We start from the raw sequence: 15,655 nt of genomic DNA, 5'->3' as shown, positions 1-15,655 counted from the left end.
AAAAACAGCATTTGCGACATTCATATTTATTAATGAGGAGCACATGCGGACAATTGAGTACAGTCAGACCTTTTTTCATATGTTCCTTGCAAACACTTATCATGAGAATCCCCCGCTTACATTCTTTTTCTTAATGAGAGATTACTTCTTTCGGAAATTGTTCAAATAAGCGCAGTACTTCCGTATGTGTGCCATCTTCTCGAATATGATAAATACCACCGTCATATGAGCTTGCATACACATCATTTCCTAGTTGTCTAATGGCACTAATGCCATTCTTAGCAATTCGAATCGGACCTGTATTGACATCTAGCTCTGGATTCCATACCACAATATACCCCCAATAGTCTCCGCTCACAATATAGCCAGAGTCTGTCACAGTGATGGATTTAATGGAATATTGATGCTCGTTGTGCTGATTTAAAATTCTGCCTGTATGCAAATCAAACAATCGGACGTTTTTATCACGGCTGACAATGGCAATACGATCTCTTTTGCTATCAATAAATACATCATTTAACAGCTCTGTCGCCCCGATATATTCTGCTGTTAAGGACAAACTCTTTTTATCGAGAAGACAGATGGTTCCTTCAACTGCCGCTGTGATGATATGATCTTCTTCTACCTTTAATGCTTTGACCGCGCAATCATGTGCTTTAGAACGGCCGATTTCCTTTAAGTGTTCAGTCGAAATGACATGCACATAACCGCCATAAGTGCCGATATAAAATTGACGATCCTCCTCATGGAAATACACACTATTGACAGGACCTGTGTTGAGATCAAAAGAGACCATTTGCTGCAATGACTCGTGTACAATATGCACCTGACTCGCATGATCGCCCCATGCATAATAGCTTCCATCCCGTGCAACAGCCACTCCATTTGTGAGAACACCTGTTGATTTTGCGATTTCGATTCCATTCTTTCTGAATTTTCCGTCATCTGATGCAGTGATAATATCACCCGCTTCAGTCAACGCAATATCATTAATAGAAGGTGTCGCCAATTCCTGCTCATCAGAGATCACTTTTCCTTCTTGAATGGACCATTCACAATACGTTTTCCCAAAACTGGCTCCTAAAATGGCTTGCTCGTCTTCTGTCCAAACAAGCGAGCGCTCCCATTGATATTTATGAGGCAGCAGCGTATCAATTAAATCACCTGTTTCATAATTCCAGAGCTTAATTAAATGGTCATAACCCGCTGTGAGCAAGTAGTTACCGCTCGGCGAAAAATTCACACGTTTCACACCTTGTAAATGAGCTTTAATGATTTTTTTCTCCTGTAATGTAGCGGCATCATAAATGATGACCGTGCCATCGTCTCTACCAAGGGCGAATACTTCTTTTTGATTGCTGCCGCTGATGGTATCCAGCTCATAATCAAACGGGCCAATTTCACCTACAATTTCTCCTGTTTCATAGAGCCATACAAGGACATAGCCATCGTCACCAGTTGTATAAGCTTTATCCTCATGAATCCATACAGCTAATACATCCTTGCTATGTCCATGAAATTCTCTTAAAATGGCTCCCGTTTCAATATCCCAAACTAGGCATCTTCTGTCTCTGGACACCGATACAAGAAGCGTATCCTGCTTTGCAAATGCGACAGCTTCTACATCATCCGCATGACCATATAGCGTACGAATTCTTGTATGTGTGCCAGTATCATATAATTGAATGGTATAGTCTGACGATGCACTCGCTAAATACGTTCCATTTTCCGAAAGGGATAAAGAGTTGATGATATGCTCGTGACTACCAATAAATGTTCCTTCTCCCGTGGCACGGTCCCATTTATAAATACAGCGGTCATAGCCACCTGTGTAGACAATTTGGTCATGCTGAGTTGATAAAACGGATGTAATCGGTCCTCTATGCATGGTTTTACACTCCCACCTTTATATGTTGTTTTTGACGAGTAACTACACGAAAACCAGTAAATCGAAAAACAGGGTCTGGGTGTTTCCCGTGTCTTCTTGCGACTCTGCATAAATCTCCGCCTCTTGCGAAGGAGCCACCTTTTAAAATGTAGTAATCACTGCCGAGTGTCTCGGTTAAATCATCTACAACCTCAATTCCACCTTCATATATGTGATACTTGGTGTTGACCCATTCTTCGACATTGCCACCCATATCATATAGTCCAAATAGAGATCTTCCTTTTTCGTAATGACGGACAGGTGTCGTTTTTTCAATATTTGATTCGTGTGTATTACAGTAAGAGGGGTGAAACTCATCTCCCCAAGGATATTGATGTCTCGTATTGCCCCGGGCAGCATATTCCCATTCTTCCTCAGTAGGGATCGATACCTCATATCCAAGCTTCCCGCTCAGCCACTGACAAAATGAGAAAGCTTCCTCGATGTCCATGCCCCAAGCTGGATGGTCTTTTCCCCCGCCAAGTTCTAGGTTCGTCAAGCTCTCTGGATAAGGCTTTCCTGTCTCGTCGCAATAGCTTTGATACCATTCATTGGTGACGACCGAATCTGAGATGAAAAATTCACTCATATACGGCTGATAAGATGGAAATTCTTTGTACAGCCATTTTTGAAATTTTTTCTCACGGCCATAGGCTGGATTCAGAAGTTTGTCCTTCCAAAATTCTGATGCCTTTTTCATATCTTCTTCATTACTTCCAATCGTCGCATAGCCGCTTGGGATTTGAATCCAATTGATATCAGGTTTCACGCTTTTCTCCCGCCTTCTTTAAATAAACTCATCTACTGATTAATTAATTTCTTCTCATCGACCATATGCCCTGATGCTGCTTTTGCCTTTAAATATGCTTCATTATAGAGAGAGGCTTCTACCGTATGATCAAACCGTAAAACCGGAAGACCGTAAGCAGCAATGGAATCGACTTTATCTGGATTATTGGTTAAAAGATGCAATGGTTTCCCTTTGTTTAAATAGTGCAAAACAGCCGCTGCTTCCTCGTAATGCCGATCATCATCTCCGCAGCCGATCAACCTGTTCGCCTCAAATGTATCCAGTTTCATTTCCTGTAATTTATACGTGAAGGCTTTGGCCATCAGCCCAATAGAGCGCCCTTCTTGATTGGCCATATACACAAGCATGCCTTTTCCGTAATCGGTGATTTTTTTTAGCGATGATGCAAGCTGTGGACCGCAATCACATTTCAGTGACCCAAACACATCCCCTGTTTGGCAGACACTATGAATTCGCACAAGCGGCGGCACTTCATTTTCAAAGTCGCCAAAAAGGAGACAAGAGGAAAATGTTTGCTGCTCGGTACTCATTTGTACAATAGACTCAACCGTTGGCGTTGTATCAGCTTCTACAGACGCAAAGGCATACCATGTAAACTGCACTTCTTCATGTTCAATAGAGATCGGCAGGTTCACTGGCCCCACGAGCAAATAGTGTTTTTCTTGAAATGTAAAATGATGAATCATTGATTGTAGTTCAGCTACAAACTTGTTCATTTGTCTCCCCCTATTCATCACTGCACCCCATTGAACTCTCTCAGCGCAGTGATGGCGTGATGAATATGTGTATGCACTCCCTTTGCACCCTGAGCACCGGTTCCAGCTAGAATCATGGCTCAGGAGAAATATCCTGTCATACTGGCTGAATAGATGTGCGATGCCAATCATCCATCAGTACCTTTTATAAAGACTCTTTTAGACTGTCACTTGTCCAGTACAAAGGAGCAGAAATCGAGCTTCATACGCTGTATTCTCTGTAAGAGAGCAACACCATTGGATGATTTTTGAATGGAAACTGACATGCTCTTTCTCTAAGAGAATATCTCTGCTAGCTTCGAGCTGCTTTCTCCTTTACTAGAAGCTCTGGTTCTTCAAATGCACGTCATCCGGTTGTACCATTTGATTGGATGAATAGTCCGTACTTCAATTCAGCTACATTGATTGAAGCATGACACCCGCCTACGTATGCACCAAGAACCATCACATCAAACATCGCGTTTATCCTCCTTTGCACTAGATTTTGACAGCAATGACATGATGCTGGCTGATCCCAGCCTTCGCTTGTAATGGTGTAATCGAAACGAGCTCAAGTCCTGATGTACAAATCTTTTCTCCAAGCTGAGTATCTGAGAATGAAAAATGGAAGCGTCCATCTTCTCCGATTAAACCTGTTTTCCACTCTTCTCCCCATACAACAAGGGAAAACACACCACCTTCATGAAGCAGCGAGGAAATCTGCTTTAAGTATCGTTCGTGGTCATCAGGGTGCTGATGGTGAAAGCAGCCATGATCTAAAATCAGATCAAACGTCAGCTCGCGCCCTTGATCCATTGACCAGGACATAAAATCTTGATGATAAAAGTGGACAGGAACCTCTTTTCTTTTCTTTAATCCTTGCCATTCCTCATGCTCATAAAGGTCAATGCCGGTATATGCCGACAGTCCTTGTAAATGTTCAAGAGCCCTGCCGTTCCCGCAGCCGATATCCAGCACAGAAGCAAGTGCATCCTTTTCCCTGGAACGCCATGCCTTGAGAGACATCACAGCAGCGTCTGTTAATGATGGATCAGTAGACCACATATCTGTTCTTTGCTCATAGTGTTCTTGAAAAGCCATGCGCATTTTCTCTAAATACAACCCGCTGTCTTCATGATACAAAGCCTTTTTCATCACGTGACCTCCTTCAATTCACAATCACCTTTCCTAACAAAGGTGGTTTTCAAGCAAAAAGCCTTATGATAAAATGAAAGATGGATTTTTTAGGAAATCTGTTTTCTGAAAAAGGAGAGAAGCATCCCACATGTCACTCTTCTTTTTCAGCACTCATCTTCACATACAACCACAGCCATTCAACTGTTACAGCGCCTCAGTTTGTTATACATTTTCTTCATATGGGTTCACCTCCTTAACAGCGTTTAGAAAGCGTTTTCTTTATGATGATCCTCTGAATATTACCATTGAGAAGTAGGCATAGTAGAAAAACGAATCTACCATTCTAAGCTATCTATCATTCATTTCTTTTTGTCTAATAGATATTTCTTCAGTATCGCTTTGCCCCAGAAGTGCTCTTCCTTAGGTCTTAATGCATCATCATTTACAGAATTGATCCTGAAATCCACCTATCAAAAATTTAACAACTACTTCCATAATGACTTGATTAAGCCAAATATATTGTTTTTAGATTATTTTGTCAACAAATTATTTCCTAAACATTAGAATGATTTTCTAATTGAAAATACAGGTATATTTCGTGGTTTTTTGACCTTAAAACACTTATTTCTACACAAAAATACAACTTAAACCAATAGAACTAAGAAATTTATCTACTAAATTACACAGGATTTTTATTTCATTTTGAGATAAAAATAAAGATATCATAATTATTTCCCGAATGGTTTTTTGTGATATTTTCACTACTTTTTTCTTTTTTTTGATGGTATCCTTTGATATTTCTATATTTTCAATTAGACATTTTACTGTTTATCCCAATTTTTCAACCTGTCTTATTATAGTGAAAAAGACAGATGGTAGATTTTAATTATCGCAGCATGAAAAAAAGCCCCTTACAAAAGTAAGAGGCTTTCAGCGTGTAGACAAACCCTCGCATTCTTTGTCAGTCCTGCGTGCTGGTGCTCACGAATGTCAAATTCGCTCCGCACCAGTACTCGTCCTTCCTAGACTTCAAAGGTTTTCTATCACGCTGAAAAGAAGACAAAGGACTAAAATCTGAAAAAAGCCCCTTACAAAAGTAAGAGGCTTTTTACGATGGCGTTTATGCCCAATTTTTCACTTTTTCATGGTCAGTCACAAAGAGAAGAACTTTTCCTTCGTCTAAATGTTCTTCAAATGTCTCAGCTTCTTCTTTTGAGAAACCAATTTCGTGAATCTTATTGCGGAGTTCATCTCCCTTTTTGCTAAAGATGTTTCCAACCGCATGCTTGAGTCCAACTTCTTTTGGACCTATCGTATTGGCATCTGCGTTGCTTGCAATACGCTCAGTTCGATCATCGTCATGGGACAGAACATAAATGTCCTCTCTTGCAACACCGAGTTGTTTTAATTGCTCCACATCTCTTTGAAGTGTTTCATCATTTGAATACTCTCTTACAACAGGTTTCATTTATTATTCCTCCTTTAACGTCTTACGAATCTTTTACCCGTCACTTTTGTCATTAAACCTTCCTCCAGCACATCCATTTTTACTTTGTGAACTTAATGCGTCTATGGACTTATTTTTGACAAAAAGACTGCGGATGTGACTAAATTTTCTGAAAAATTGTATGCTTTCCTTGTCATTTGTTGTACAATTCTTATACTGGAGGCTAGAAATGGGGTGGAGCTGATGTATTATTTTTCAGCTGAGCAGCAGTTTAATGCATGGGTTGTCAGTGATTTGGTGAAACAGCTTTTTCAAAAATGGAATCCTGAAGAATCAAAAGCAAAGTCACTTACTTTGTTTGCTGAACAGCACTTTCACATCTGTATCGATTATCTCTTTTCTATTATTATTAACATTGGAGATATCGAGTCAATCGAACAAGATCCACAAGACCTGTTGTCCTCATATTTAAATATCCTTTTTCCTTTTGTGACGCACGATATGATGAAAGCCTCCATGCAAAATGCAAATGAATATTTGTTAAAAGAACGTGATGCGGATGAGTATCAACTGTTTGGTTGTCTCCCGCCGCTCCTTTCTGTCTCTCTTCAAAAAAAGTAGTCTCCTTCTTTTAGATGGTGGCTGCTTTTTTGTATGTGCTTGGAAAAGACCGTATGTTTTGAACGAAAAGAAGCATCATGTTAATGTAAATCTAGGTTGCAAGTGAAAGGGAGGATTTGACATGAGTCAACAAAAACAAATTCAATTAGCAAAACGTCCAAAAGGGTTACCTACTAAAGATGTTTTTCATTTTGAAACAGTTGATATACCAACGCCGCAAGATGGCGAAGTCTTGATTCAAACGAAATATGTGTCAGTAGATCCTTACATGAGAGGACGAATGCAAGATACAAAATCCTATACACCTCCGTTCAAGCTGAATGAAGTCATTCAGGGTGGTGTGGTCGGAGAAGTCGTCGAGTCCAAATCTCCTCAATTTGAGAAAGGTGATTTTGTACTTGGATTCCTTGGTTGGCAGGAATATTCTACTGCCAAAGCAGAGTCTCTGACAAAAATTGATCCATCCATTGCGCCGTTATCTTATTATTTAGGGATTTTGGGCATGCCAGGACAAACCGCCTATTTTGGACTTCTTGCGATTGGTCAACCAAAAGAAGGCGAAACTGTTGTCATTTCTGGAGCCGCAGGTGCCGTTGGTTCTGTTGTCGGACAGATTGCTAAAATCAAAGGTGCCCACGTCGTTGGAATTGCCGGATCTGATGATAAGCTGGCTTATTTAAAAGAACTGGGCTTTGATGAAACCATTAATTATAAAACAACAAATGATTTAGATGATGCCATTGCAAAAGCCTGTCCAAACGGTGTCGATGTGTATTTTGACAATGTGGGCGGCGACATCTCTGATGCTGTAATGAATCATTTGAACCGTTTTGCACGTATTCCAGTCTGCGGCGCCATTTCTTCTTATAACATTAGTGCAAGCGAAGACATTGGCCCTCGTGTGCAAACAAAACTCATTAAAACAAGTGCATTGATGCAGGGCTTCATTGTTGCCAACTACTCTGATCGTTTTGAAGAGGCGGCAAAAGATCTCGCACAATGGGTAAAAGAAGACAAACTGACTTACAAAGAAACCATTATCGAAGGTTTTGATCATATTCCAGATGCATTCCTTGGACTATTCAAAGGGGAAAATGTCGGAAAACAACTTGTCAAAATTTCATAACAAAAAAGGACCCTGCCAATTATGGAGGGTCCTTTTCTTATGCCTGCTTGGGTGCAAGGTGCAGCTGGCCTTGCTTATACATGATTTCTTCAAGCGTAAGATTCAGCTTTTTCGCCATTTTTTTCAGCATTGATCGCTCTTGAGGTGTGACAAGACTGATGACTGCGCCTTCTTTTCCTGCGCGTCCGGTTCTACCTGAACGGTGGATGTAGCCCTCTTCATTTGGCATATCTGCATGAATCACATATGGCAGATCATCAATATCGATTCCTCTTGCTGCAATATCTGTTGCAAGGAGGAGCGGGAATTCACGCTGTTCAAACGCCTTTAAGATGACAGCACGCTCTGCTTTTTTCGCTTCACTGTGAAGCACACCAAGGTCGACATGGTGATACGCTAATTTTTCTGCATAAATGCTCAAATTCGTAATATCTCGCACAAAGACAAGCGCCTGCATGTCCTCAAGCCGTGATAGCTTTTGCAGCAGTTTCACTTTGTCACGCTGATCACATAACAGATAATAGTGACCCACTTTCTGTGCTTCTTCCTCGCTTCTAGCAATTTTCAATACTTCTGGTTCAGATGTCATTTCTTTTATCAGCTGAACGGTTTCTTCTTTCAATGTTGCAGAAAAACAAAGGATTTGTCTTTCTTTTAATGTGGACTTAATGATCCCTTGGATCGTTTTCATATGCTCTGGCACAAGAAGTTGATCTGCCTCGTCTAACACGATTGTTTTCACTTCATGCATTTTTAGTTTCTTGATTTTGATTAACTCTTGTACGCGACCCGGTGTCGCCACCACGATATTCGGGTGTTTTTTTAGCTTTTCCTGCTGCTTCTTGATGTTTGCCCCGCCTATTAAGGAAATAGCTTTGATGTCTGATCCTTGCTTGAACTCTTGCACGACATCAAAGATTTGCATCACAAGCTCTCTTGAAGGTGCCAAGATTAAGACTTGCGGGTGTTTGATACTCACATCAATTTTATTTAAAAGCGGCAGAACATACGCAAGGGTCTTCCCTGTTCCAGTCGGTGATTCTGCGATCACATCGCGTTTTTCCGTAATCCACTCTGCTGTTTGTTCTTGTATCGCTGTTGGCTTCTCAAAGCCAGCCGCTTCAAAGTTCTTTTGAATAAATGGCTTTGCTTCTTTAAAAAATGCCCAATTTTCCGTCATGTTGATCTCCTTTATCCTCATTCAATCTATCCTTAAGTATCTCAAAATCAGCTTTGAAACGCAATTTTTCTTTTGATGCTTTTATCGAGCCGGACAGTTCGATATAATCATGAGAGGCACTAGCCGTTTTGAATCTATTTGAGGTGTAAAAAATGATATTATCTGTTAAAGATTTAAGTCATGGCTTTGGCGACAGAGCCATTTTCCACGAAGTCTCCTTCCGGTTATTAAAAGGCGAGCATGTCGGCTTGATCGGCGCCAACGGTGAAGGAAAATCAACGTTTATGAATATTATTACTGGCAAGCTTGAGCCAGATGCAGGAAAAGTCGAATGGGCAAAAAATGTCCGTGTCGGTTACCTCGATCAGCATACCGTGCTTGAAAAAGGAAGAACCATTCGTGAAGTCCTTCAAGATGCATTCCATTATTTATTCTCAATGGAAGCCGCAATGAATGACATTTACGAAAAAATGGGTGAAGCAGATCCTGATGAGCTAGAAAAGCTTTTAGAAGAAGTAGGCGTCATTCAGGATGCCCTGACGAACAATGATTTTTATATCATTGATTCCAAGGTAGAGGAAATTGCAAGAGGTCTTGGGTTAACAGATCTCGGGCTCGATCGTGATGTGACAGAGCTGAGCGGCGGACAGCGTACAAAAGTACTGCTTGCGAAATTGCTATTAGAGAAGCCTGAAATTCTTCTTCTTGACGAGCCGACCAACTATTTAGATGAACAGCATATTGAGTGGCTGAAGCGCTATTTGCAGGAATATGAAAATGCGTTTATCCTCATTTCACATGATATTCCGTTCCTAAACAGTGTCATTAACTTGATTTATCATGTCGAAAATCAAGAACTCACGCGATACGTTGGTGATTATGATCAATTTAAACAAGTGTACGAAGTGAAAAAGCAGCAGCTAGAAGCAGCGTATAAAAGGCAGCAGCAAGAAGTGGCTGAATTAAAGGATTTTGTCGCGAGAAATAAAGCACGTGTCAGCACTCGAAATATGGCGATGTCTCGTCAAAAGAAACTGGATAAGATGGATATGATTGAACTGGCGGCCGAAAAACCAAAACCAGAATTCCACTTTAAACCTGCACGTACATCAGGGAAATTGATTTTTGAAACGAAGGATTTAGTCATTGGGTATGACGAACCACTTTCTCGTCCATTGAATTTAAAAATGGAACGCGGGCAGAAAATTGCGTTATACGGTGCCAACGGTATCGGAAAAACGACACTGCTCCGAAGCCTGCTTGGAGAAATTTCCCCCATTTCTGGTGAGGTGGAACGCGGAGAATTCCTGCATATTGGCTACTTTGAGCAAGAAGTAAAAGAGCAAAACAGCAACACTTGTATCGAAGAGGTGTGGAGCACCTTCCCATCGTACACACAATATGAAGTCAGAGCTGCCCTTGCCAAATGCGGTTTAACGACAAAACATATTGAAAGCCGTGTGTCTGTTTTAAGTGGTGGTGAAAAAGCGAAGGTCCGCCTTTGCAAGCTCATTAACGAAGAAACCAATTTGCTTGTTCTCGATGAGCCGACAAACCACTTGGATGTCGATGCAAAAGAAGAATTAAAGCGCGCGTTAAAAGAATATAAAGGCAGCGTCCTATTGATTTCCCACGAACCTGAATTTTATCAAGATGTGGCTACTGAAACTTGGAATTGCGAATCCTGGACAACCAAAGTATTATAAAGACAAAAAAGCCTTATATCGTTTGCAGATATAAGGCTTTTTTCTATTAATGACCTGCCTGGATATTCACCAAATGCTTACGGCCAAGAAGCAGGATGACCAATCCTAAGAGAACAACAGCCGCCCCTACATAATAAGGGGTGCTTGCTGTGTAAGTTTCAGCGAGTACTCCTGCAATCCAAGGCGCAATCGCACCACCAATAAATCGTACAGCACTGTATGAGGATGAAGCAATTGAACGCTCAACAGGAGCTGATCCCATCACAGCCGTCGTCAGCACCGTATTGATCATGCCGAGGATTCCCCCAGCAATGACAATACCGCAAATGACCACGACCACATGTGATGTCCATATCCCAATGCCGAATAAAATCACAGCAAACGAAGCAAAGAGAACAACAAGAGCTGTTAATGTACCCAATTTACGATGAATGACCGGCGCTGAGAAGACAGATGTCACAGCCAAAAATAATCCCCATCCAAAAAAGACGTAGCCAAGACCATGCTCATCAAGATGAAGCACAAATGGCGAATAAGCTAGAAGAACAAAGAATCCAAAGTTATATAAGAAAGCGGCAGATGCCATCGTTAAAAGCCCTTTGTATTTCAAGGCTCCAACAGCTTCAAATAACTTCACCTTTTTCTGCGGCTTTTGTATAGGTGGAAGCATAAAAATAATAGCTAAAAGAGCAACGAGCATTAACACTGCCACGCCAAAGAATGGCCCGCGCCAAGAGATCGTTCCAAGCTCACCGCCAAGGAGCGGCCCAACAGAAATCCCAAGACCTAGTGCCGCCTCATATAAGATGATGGCTTTCGCACTTCCTCCAACAGACACACCGACAATCACTGATAATGCCGTTGAAATAAATAAGGCATTCCCAATGCCCCATCCGCCTCTAAAACCAATTAATTCATTAATGGTTGAAGAAGTACCGCCTAAAGCAGAAAAGACAATAATAAAGATGAGTCCTAATAATAACGTCCATTTGGCACCAATACGACTAGAAATAAAACCGGTAAAAAACATCACAAAGCCGGTGACAAGCAAATAGCTCGTAAATAAAAGAGACACCTGACTTGGAGATGCATGTAATTGTGATGCAATGGCTGGCAAAATTGGGTCTACAAGCCCTATGCCCATAAATGAAATCACACAAGCAAAGGCCACCGCCCAGACGGCCTTTGGCTGTCTAAGCAGACTCGTACGCTGTTTTAATACTTCTTCTTCCTGCATTCCATCAGAACCTTTCCTACAGTTGTTTAACAAAATAAAATAAACACGCTGAGGTGTTTATTTTATTTTGTTGACAAAGGGCTAAAATGAACTTTATTTTAGCTCTTTGTCTTCTTTTTCAGCGTGATAGAAAACCTTTGCAGTCTAGGAAGGACGAGCACTGGAGCGGAGCGAATTTGGCATTCGTGAGCACCAGAGCGCAGGACTGACAAAGAATGCGAGGGTTTGTCTACACGCTGAAATAAACACGCTGAGGTGTTTATTTTTGTAATTGCTCAATGGCATGAGCCGCTCTTTCTTTCATCATTTCAAGATCCTTTTTAAAGGATTGAATCGTTTCTAGCTTTTTTGTAATCAATTGATGCTGCACAGTCAGCTGTGCCTCAATATCTAACAGTTTCTCTAATCGTTCCTTCGGGTCAAGTGACAACAAGTAGCCTTCTTTATTCAGCTCAAGCTGTTTTCCGATTTCCATAAACGACTGAAGCTCTTGTAAAGAAAAGCCAAGTACTTCTTTGGCCTGCATCACTTTCTCCAGTTCTTCCATGTCATCCTCTGAGTAAAGTCTGACACCGCCCTCTGTCCGCTTTGGTGCTGGTAATAAACCAATCTCTTCATAGAAACGAATGGTTCGTTTCGTCAGGCCGCTTCTTTTCGCCACTTGATCAATTTTCATCCATTCCATCGCCAGTGCCTCCTGCTCATCAATTCATGTTTTATTATACACCTTTATGACCTTAACGTAAACGTTAATGTTTAATCACTTGATTTCTATTGTGGTTTGATGCAAAATAAATAGGAATCATTACGTTTTAAAGGAGGTACCCTATGCGTTCATTTCCATCCAAAAAAGAACGACACGCACAATTCGGTTCTGTCCCGCCAAGCGGTAGAACAAAACCTTGTCAAAAAGAGGACATGATAGACATCCAACAAACCGAACAGGACTTTTATTTTGATCTGGAACAGGTCGGAATTTGCCGTGTGTCGTACCCTGTACATATTTTGTCTAAAACGGCTCCACAGCACCAAACCTCTTCCGCTGATTTTACGCTGAGTACATATTTGCCAGCTCATCAAAAAGGCATTCATATGAGCCGTCTCACCGAGCAGCTTCACTCATTTTATGAGAGCGGAAAGCCGGTTGATGTGGATTCCTTAAAAGAATTGACAGCACAGCTTGCCAAGCATATGAATCAGCCATCTGCCTCGATTCAAGTTTCCTTTCCGTGGTACATGGAAAAAAAGAGTCCCATCAGCGGAAAGTCCGGTTTGATGCATGCAGACGTGCAATATGACATCCATTTTCATGAAGAGAACGGATGGATTTGTCATATTGGCTGCACTGCTCAAGTGACAACGTTATGTCCTTGTTCAAAAGAAATCAGTGAATACGGCGCACATAATCAGCGCGGCACTGTATCGATTCAGGTAGAGCTGTTTGAACAAGGTCAACTCCCTGACGACATGAAAGCAGATCTACTGCAGATCATCGAGTCTAATGCGAGTGCGCCTCTTTACCCTGTACTCAAAAGACCAGATGAAAAACAAGTGACAGAAGAGGCCTATGAAAATCCACGTTTTGTAGAGGATGTTGCGAGGTTAATTGCAGCAGAGCTATATGAACAAAACTGGATTAAAGGCTTTCAAATTGAGTGTCGAAATGAAGAATCCATTCACCAGCACGATGCTTATGCCAAATGTTCTTATCAAAAAAAACTGTAGAATGTCTCTACAGTTTTTTTGCCAACCTTTATTTTTCATTACTTTCTAATTCCTCAATTATCAGCGACAGTTCTGTCCAACGATCCATCGCTTGTTCTAATTCTTCAGCGACGGCTTTTTGCTTGTCCATCAGCTCTTGAATTTTCCCAAAATCACTGCCAGCCTCAGCAATGCTGGCTTCGAGCTGCTGGTGTTTGTCCTCTAGTGCTTGTATCCGATCTTCAATGCCATCCCATTCAAGCTGGTCCTTATAGGATAGTTTTTTTCTCTTTTTAGGAGCAGCTTCTACTTGTTTTTCAGCAGGTTTTGTCTCTGTTCGCTTCTGTTCTTTTTCTTGCTCCATGTAATCGCTGTAAGCACCTTGGAAGTGTGAAATGCGTCCATTTCCTTCAAACACAAGCAGACGATGGACGACTCGGTCTAAGAAATAACGATCATGCGACACGGTGATGACTACGCCTGGGAACTGCTCCAAATAATCCTCTAAAATGCTGAGCGTCTCTGTATCAAGATCATTCGTCGGCTCATCTAAAAAGAGAACATTCGGCTCTTCCATCAATACCTTCAATAAATACAATCTGCGGCGCTCTCCCCCTGACAGCTTGCGGATAAACGTGCGCTGCATGGATCTAGGGAATAAAAATCGCTCCAACATCTGCTCTGCTGTCACAATGACGCCATCTGCCGTTTTGACAATTTCAGCTGTTTCTTTGATGTAATCAATGATATTCAGCTCTTCATTCATTTCGTTATGGTCCTGCGTGTAATAGCCAATGCGGACTGTTTGTCCAATGGTCAATTGTCCATTCGTCGGTTCGATTTTACCCGCCAGGCAATTGAGTAAAGTCGTTTTGCCCACTCCATTCGGTCCGATAAATCCGATACGATCACCTGGCACGACTAAATCGCTGAACTGGTCCACAAGGGTTTGTCCAGCAAATGTGATGCTGATCTCTTCTGCCTCAATCACTTGTTTTCCAAGCCGGTGAGAACCGATCGCAAAATCAAGCTCTCCCTTTGCATCAGGTCCCTTTTGATCCTTCAGCTCTTCCACTCTGCCGATACGTGCTTTTTGCTTTGTCGTTCGAGCCTTTGCCCCTCTTCTGAGCCATGCAAGCTCACGTCTAAGCAAATTTTGACGTTTCGTTTCTTTTACTTGAGCTGCCGCTTCTCGTTCCGCTCTTTTTTCTAAAAAGACTTCATAATTTCCTTTATATGTGTAAAGCTGCCCCTGATTTAATTCATAAATCCGATTGGCGACGCGGTTTAAGAAATAACGATCATGGGTGACAAGAATGACAGCCCCGCTGTATTGACTCAAATATCCCTCAAGCCATTCAATGGTTGCGTTGTCTAGATGGTTTGTCGGCTCATCTAAAATCAGCAAACCCGCAGGCTGGATTAAGTTTTTGGCAATCGCCACACGCTTTTTCTGTCCGCCTGATAACGCATGAACAGAACGGCTCACATCTTTGACACCAAGCTTTGTCAAAATCGTTTTCGCCGAAAGGTTCGCATCCCATGCGTCTTCCTGATCCATTTTATTTTGCATACGCATAAGCGCTTCTTGTTTTGCCTCGTTTTGTGGATCATGCTCTAAATCAGCCAGCGCCTGTTCATAGGCTTTCATCGTTTGAATCATTGGTGCTGTTCCTGAAAAAATATAGTCGAGAATCGTTTCATCTCCGCTCATTTCAGGATCTTGCTCAAGAAATTCGATATCAAGTGTCCCTGCCTTTGTAATGTCGCCTTCCTCAAATGACTCGAGTCCTGCGATCACCTTCAGAAGCGTTGACTTCCCTGTTCCATTCGGTCCAATTAACCCGATGCGTTCCTTTGGTTCTATATGAAAAGAGATATGATCAAACAGCGTTTTTTCGCCATAGGTTTTATATAATCCTTCTACATTCAATAAACTCATTTTATCAGCCCTTACATAGATTCTTCCTTTATTTTAAATCAGCCAGTAGCAGAAAACTAGTTTTAAAAAAACCCGTTGCTGAA

At 41.5% G+C, this 15,655-nt stretch carries 13 protein-coding genes; 4 read left to right on the top strand and 9 right to left on the bottom strand.

Annotated elements, in window-relative coordinates; genetic code table 11:
- Positions 1 to 130: 130 nt before the first annotated feature.
- The 5 genes from ACNO7B_RS03650 to ACNO7B_RS03630 all read right to left on the bottom strand — a co-directional run bounded on the left by ACNO7B_RS03650 (position 131) and on the right by ACNO7B_RS03630 (position 6,077).
- A complete protein-coding gene (locus ACNO7B_RS03650) occupies positions 131 to 1,888 on the bottom strand; it encodes a WD40 repeat domain-containing protein (protein ID WP_417901198.1) in 1,758 nt (585 codons plus the stop codon).
- A 4-nt stretch (positions 1,889 to 1,892) separates the two neighbouring features.
- The gene (locus tag ACNO7B_RS03645; RefSeq protein ID WP_417901197.1) at positions 1,893 to 2,696 is read right to left on the bottom strand and encodes a formylglycine-generating enzyme family protein; all 804 of its coding nucleotides are present in this window, start codon (positions 2,694 to 2,696) and stop codon (positions 1,893 to 1,895) included.
- Positions 2,697 to 2,728: 32 nt separating this feature from the next.
- Complete coding sequence (locus ACNO7B_RS03640; protein WP_017360404.1) at positions 2,729 to 3,454, bottom strand: GTP cyclohydrolase II; 726 nt, start codon at positions 3,452 to 3,454, stop codon at positions 2,729 to 2,731.
- A gap of 516 nt (positions 3,455 to 3,970) precedes the next feature.
- Positions 3,971 to 4,627, bottom strand: a complete 657-nt coding sequence (locus ACNO7B_RS03635; protein ID WP_007496773.1) for a class I SAM-dependent methyltransferase — start codon at positions 4,625 to 4,627, stop codon at positions 3,971 to 3,973.
- A gap of 1,102 nt (positions 4,628 to 5,729) precedes the next feature.
- The gene (locus ACNO7B_RS03630) at positions 5,730 to 6,077 is read right to left on the bottom strand and encodes a general stress protein (protein WP_007496775.1); all 348 of its coding nucleotides are present in this window, start codon (positions 6,075 to 6,077) and stop codon (positions 5,730 to 5,732) included.
- A 222-nt stretch (positions 6,078 to 6,299) separates the two neighbouring features.
- Here ACNO7B_RS03630 and ACNO7B_RS03625 point away from each other — a divergent pair, with 222 nt between their 5' ends.
- Positions 6,300 to 6,677, top strand: coding sequence for a YfmB family protein (locus ACNO7B_RS03625; protein ID WP_173407840.1), 378 nt, complete (start codon positions 6,300 to 6,302; stop codon positions 6,675 to 6,677).
- Between the two features lie 121 nt (positions 6,678 to 6,798).
- Entirely contained in the window at positions 6,799 to 7,803 is a 1,005-nt protein-coding gene (locus ACNO7B_RS03620) for an NADP-dependent oxidoreductase (protein WP_008343189.1), read from the top strand.
- A gap of 37 nt (positions 7,804 to 7,840) precedes the next feature.
- Here the strand turns inward: ACNO7B_RS03620 and ACNO7B_RS03615 are convergent, their stop codons facing one another.
- The gene (locus ACNO7B_RS03615; RefSeq protein ID WP_417901196.1) at positions 7,841 to 8,983 is read right to left on the bottom strand and encodes a DEAD/DEAH box helicase; all 1,143 of its coding nucleotides are present in this window, start codon (positions 8,981 to 8,983) and stop codon (positions 7,841 to 7,843) included.
- Positions 8,984 to 9,135: 152 nt separating this feature from the next.
- Here ACNO7B_RS03615 and ACNO7B_RS03610 point away from each other — a divergent pair, with 152 nt between their 5' ends.
- Entirely contained in the window at positions 9,136 to 10,689 is a 1,554-nt protein-coding gene (locus ACNO7B_RS03610; RefSeq protein WP_008343192.1) for an ABC-F family ATP-binding cassette domain-containing protein, read from the top strand.
- A 46-nt stretch (positions 10,690 to 10,735) separates the two neighbouring features.
- Here ACNO7B_RS03610 and ACNO7B_RS03605 read toward each other — a convergent pair whose 3' ends face one another.
- The gene (locus ACNO7B_RS03605; RefSeq protein WP_417901195.1) at positions 10,736 to 11,926 is read right to left on the bottom strand and encodes an MFS transporter; all 1,191 of its coding nucleotides are present in this window, start codon (positions 11,924 to 11,926) and stop codon (positions 10,736 to 10,738) included.
- Between the two features lie 259 nt (positions 11,927 to 12,185).
- The gene (locus ACNO7B_RS03600) at positions 12,186 to 12,611 is read right to left on the bottom strand and encodes a MerR family transcriptional regulator (protein WP_341041521.1); all 426 of its coding nucleotides are present in this window, start codon (positions 12,609 to 12,611) and stop codon (positions 12,186 to 12,188) included.
- A gap of 143 nt (positions 12,612 to 12,754) precedes the next feature.
- Here ACNO7B_RS03600 and folE2 point away from each other — a divergent pair, with 143 nt between their 5' ends.
- A complete protein-coding gene (folE2, locus tag ACNO7B_RS03595) occupies positions 12,755 to 13,651 on the top strand; it encodes a GTP cyclohydrolase FolE2 (RefSeq protein WP_224559725.1) in 897 nt (298 codons plus the stop codon).
- 28 nt (positions 13,652 to 13,679) lie between these two features.
- Here folE2 and ACNO7B_RS03590 read toward each other — a convergent pair whose 3' ends face one another.
- The gene (locus ACNO7B_RS03590; RefSeq protein ID WP_417901194.1) at positions 13,680 to 15,572 is read right to left on the bottom strand and encodes an ABC-F family ATP-binding cassette domain-containing protein; all 1,893 of its coding nucleotides are present in this window, start codon (positions 15,570 to 15,572) and stop codon (positions 13,680 to 13,682) included.
- Positions 15,573 to 15,655 lie beyond the last annotated feature (83 nt).

It is taken from the genome of Bacillus sp. AK25 (assembly GCF_048270685.1).
Classification (GTDB): Bacteria; Bacillota; Bacilli; order Bacillales; family Bacillaceae; genus Bacillus; species Bacillus altitudinis.
This window is presented reverse-complemented; position numbering and strand designations above follow the sequence as displayed.

Excerpts from the sequence above, each read along its gene's own strand:
- ACNO7B_RS03590 (WP_417901194.1), bottom strand. The coding sequence starts at position 15,572 with ATGAGTTTATTGAATGTAGAAGGATTATATAAAACCTATGGCGAAAAA.
- ACNO7B_RS03610 (WP_008343192.1), top strand. The coding sequence starts at position 9,136 with ATGATATTATCTGTTAAAGATTTAAGTCATGGCTTTGGCGACAGAGCC.
- ACNO7B_RS03600 (WP_341041521.1), bottom strand. The coding sequence starts at position 12,611 with ATGGAATGGATGAAAATTGATCAAGTGGCGAAAAGAAGCGGCCTGACG.
- ACNO7B_RS03640 (WP_017360404.1), bottom strand. The coding sequence starts at position 3,454 with ATGAACAAGTTTGTAGCTGAACTACAATCAATGATTCATCATTTTACA.
- ACNO7B_RS03650 (WP_417901198.1), bottom strand. The coding sequence starts at position 1,888 with ATGCATAGAGGACCGATTACATCCGTTTTATCAACTCAGCATGACCAA.
- ACNO7B_RS03630 (WP_007496775.1), bottom strand. The coding sequence starts at position 6,077 with ATGAAACCTGTTGTAAGAGAGTATTCAAATGATGAAACACTTCAAAGA.
- ACNO7B_RS03605 (WP_417901195.1), bottom strand. The coding sequence starts at position 11,926 with ATGCAGGAAGAAGAAGTATTAAAACAGCGTACGAGTCTGCTTAGACAG.
- ACNO7B_RS03625 (WP_173407840.1), top strand. The coding sequence starts at position 6,300 with ATGTATTATTTTTCAGCTGAGCAGCAGTTTAATGCATGGGTTGTCAGT.
- ACNO7B_RS03615 (WP_417901196.1), bottom strand. The coding sequence starts at position 8,983 with ATGACGGAAAATTGGGCATTTTTTAAAGAAGCAAAGCCATTTATTCAA.
- ACNO7B_RS03635 (WP_007496773.1), bottom strand. The coding sequence starts at position 4,627 with ATGAAAAAGGCTTTGTATCATGAAGACAGCGGGTTGTATTTAGAGAAA.
- ACNO7B_RS03620 (WP_008343189.1), top strand. The coding sequence starts at position 6,799 with ATGAGTCAACAAAAACAAATTCAATTAGCAAAACGTCCAAAAGGGTTA.
- folE2 (WP_224559725.1), top strand. The coding sequence starts at position 12,755 with ATGCGTTCATTTCCATCCAAAAAAGAACGACACGCACAATTCGGTTCT.